The organism is Caballeronia zhejiangensis (genome assembly GCF_000698575.1).
Classification (GTDB): Bacteria; Pseudomonadota; Gammaproteobacteria; order Burkholderiales; family Burkholderiaceae; genus Caballeronia; species Caballeronia zhejiangensis.
Genome location: NZ_JFHD01000088.1, coordinates 1 through 3,203 on the forward strand (window position 1 = coordinate 1; position 3,203 = coordinate 3,203).

1 pseudogene is annotated in these 3,203 nt (G+C 58.9%); it reads left to right on the plus strand.

Annotated elements, in window-relative coordinates:
- Positions 1 to 145 precede the first annotated feature (145 nt).
- Positions 146 to 3,060: pseudogene (locus tag BG60_RS35950) on the plus strand (Tn3-like element IS1071 family transposase).
- Positions 3,061 to 3,203 lie beyond the last annotated feature (143 nt).

A 3,203-nucleotide genomic window follows, 5' to 3' on the forward strand; every position in this document is an offset into this window, starting at 1 on the left:
GGGGTCTCCTCGTTTTCAGTGCAATAAGTGACGGTACGCAAAGCTAGCACTGGCGCGGGGGTGGTCTGGGTAGACCGTTGATTTCATTGACTTTCCTGTTCGCTTTGTAAACGGGTATGGTGGCCTCCCACTTTTGAGGTTCACGATGCAGGGTTGGCACACAACGTTTTTGGGGATGCGTGGGCTCCCCCGCGATATCAGCGACTTCGAGATGAAGGCATTTTTCACCTTCGATGGTGCCGAGCGCGACGCAATCAATGCACGCCGAGGTGATTCCCACAAGCTTGGTCTGGCGCTCCATATTGGTTTCCTGCGCATGAGTGGGCGTTTGCTCGGTGCCTTTCGGGTAATTCCAGTAGCCTTGTGGCGCCACCTTGGCAACGAGCTTGGCATTGCAGCACCAGAAGTCGCCTCGCTGAGAGCCATGTATGAACGCGGGCGCACGCTATTCGATCACCAACAAGTAGCCTGCACGGTCCTTGGATTCCAGTGGATGAGCGAGCACCAGCGCCGCTCACTGGTACGTGAACTGCGCGACGAAGTGGCGCGCTGCGCCGACCGCGATCAGCTACTCGTGCGGGCGCGTCAATGGCTGTACAAGAACAAGCTGGTGATCGTGCACGAGCGGGCAATTCGGACACTGATTGCGGCGGCACTTGCCCAGCTTGAAGTTGAAACAGGCACCGCCATCGCCGCCAGCGTTGATCCAGCAACACTTGATCGCTGGCGAGCCTCAGTTTCAGAGCTGCGCCCAGATGGACAAACCCAGCAGAGTTGGCTATGGGCTGCACCGGCGAAACACTCAACCCGCCAAATCAGCGAGGTACTGGAGCGCATCGACCTGCTTTACACGCTGGACGTTATAAGCACCTGGCAGACATCCCCGATCTCATCTTGCGCCGCTACGCGCGCCGACTTGTCTCCAGGCCGCCCTCAGCCGGAGCCAAGATCAAAGAGCCAGCGCGCACCGTGGAGGTCGCATGCTTTCTTCGGTATTGCCTGTTCACCACCACAGACCAGTTGATCCTTATGGTGCAGCGCCGGATCGCCGATCTGTGGCGTCAGGCTGCCGCCGATGTCCCCGCTACCGTCAATTGGGCCGCAATGTACAAAACGCTGCTCGGCGAACTTGTTGCCTTGAGCGCGCAAGGTGCGGTGCCAGATGCTGAGTTGCGTGCCCGTCTTGAAGCCTTGATCACCGAAACCCAGAAACGCAAACCACCGAGCAGGGCCTCCCTGGTCCGCGAGGGATTGATTGATGGAATTCGCCCCGTGCGGTCGTTGCTCGTCGCCATTGCAAAGCTGCCCTGGCAGGCCACCGGCGAGCATCCTGCCATCGAGTACCTTGCCAAGCTGCAAGCTTTATATCTCAAAGGATCCAGAAAGCTGCCAGTTGAAGTGGTGGCACCAAGTCTGGGAATGATCTGGCAGGTTTCGATCTCCAGCCCAGACCGGGAACGGGCGTTTCAGGCGTTGGAGGTGGCCACCCTGTTTGCCCTGCGCCGCGCGGTGCGCAATGGCTCGGTCTGGGTTGAGCACAGCCTGAGCTTTCGGGGTCGTGCGCGCTTGTTCTTCACGGACGAGCGTTGGCAGGCAGAGTCCAAGAAACACTATGCCCGTCTATCGTTACCCAGCAAGGCTGCCACTTTCTTGAAGCCTTTGCTGGCCAGAGTAACTGCCGGTGTCGATGCGGTGGCCGCTGCAGCCCGCAGTGGCGTACTGCGCGTGGATGATGAACTCCATTTGTCGCCATTGCCCGCAGAGGACGAAGACCCAGAAGTGACCAAGCTGCGCGCGGCTTTGGATCACCGCATCGGTGAGGTTCAATTGCCGGAAGTGATTCTGGCCGTTGACGCCCAGGTGCGCTTTAGCTGGATCATGCTCGGACGTGAGCCGCGCTCTACCGACGAGCTGCTGATGGTCTATGCCGGCATCATGGCCCACGGCACCAGTCTGACTGCGGTCGAATGCGCGCGCATGATTCCGCAATTGTCTGCCACCAGCATTCGCCAGGCCATGCGCTGGGCGCGGGACGAACGGCGTCTGAGCCAGGCCTGCCAGGCTGTGCTGGAATTCATGCAGCGACACCCGATTGCCGCCACCTGGGGGCGGTCCGATTTGGCATCTTCTGACATGATGACCATGGAGACCACCAAACGGGTGTGGCAAGCCCGGCTTGATCCTCGGCGCAACACACCTTCCATTGGAATCTACTCCCATGTAAAAGACCGGTGGGGCATCTTCCATGCGCAGCCCTTTGTGCTCAATGAGCGCCAGGCGGGCGTGGCCATTGAAGGTGTCATCCGCCAAGAAAAGCTGGAGACCAGCCAGCTTGCTGTGGATACCCATGGCTACACCGACTTTGCCATGTCACATGCCCGTTTGCTTGGTTTTGATCTTTGCCCGCGGTTGAAGGAACTCAAACAGCGCCACCTCTTTGTGCCACGCGGCACCAAAGTGCCCGCAGAAATCGCTGCGGTGTGCGAAGCCAATGTCGACGTCGCTTTGATCGAAAAGCATTGGGATAGTCTGGTGCACCTGGCAGCCTCGGTCATGAGCGGACATGCCAGTGCGGTGGCAGCTCTTGCGCGGTTCGGTTCTGCCGCCCAGGGCGATCCAATCTATGAGGCTGGCGTGCAATTGGGGCGGTTGCTGCGTACGGCGTTTTTGGCTGACTACTTTGTCAAGGACGCTTTCAGGAACGAGTTGCGCCGGGTGCTCAATCGGGGCGAGGCTGTTAACGCCCTCAAGCGCGCCATTTATACCGGCCGGATCAGCCCGGCGCAGGCCAAACGTGTCGATGAAATGCAGGCTGTGGCCGATGCGTTGAGCCTGATGGCCAACATCGTGATGGCGTGGAATACCTCACAGATGCAGGCGGTCCTGGATCGCTGGTCGAACCGCCGCCAGGTCATTCCACCGGAACTGATCGGGAAGATTGCGCCCACCAGGCTGGAGAGCATCAACTTGCGGGGTGTGTTTCGCTTCCCGGTTGACCGCTATGCTGACCAAATCCTGCCTTCGCGGCCAAATGCATCGATAACTGGCACCAATGGATGAAACCGACCACGGTTTGACGCCACGAATCGCAGATTTGAAAGTGAACAGGAAAGTCAATGAAATCAACGATCTACCAACACCACCTCCGCGCCAGTGCTAGCTTTTCGTACCGTCACTTATTGCACTGAAAACGAGGAGACCCC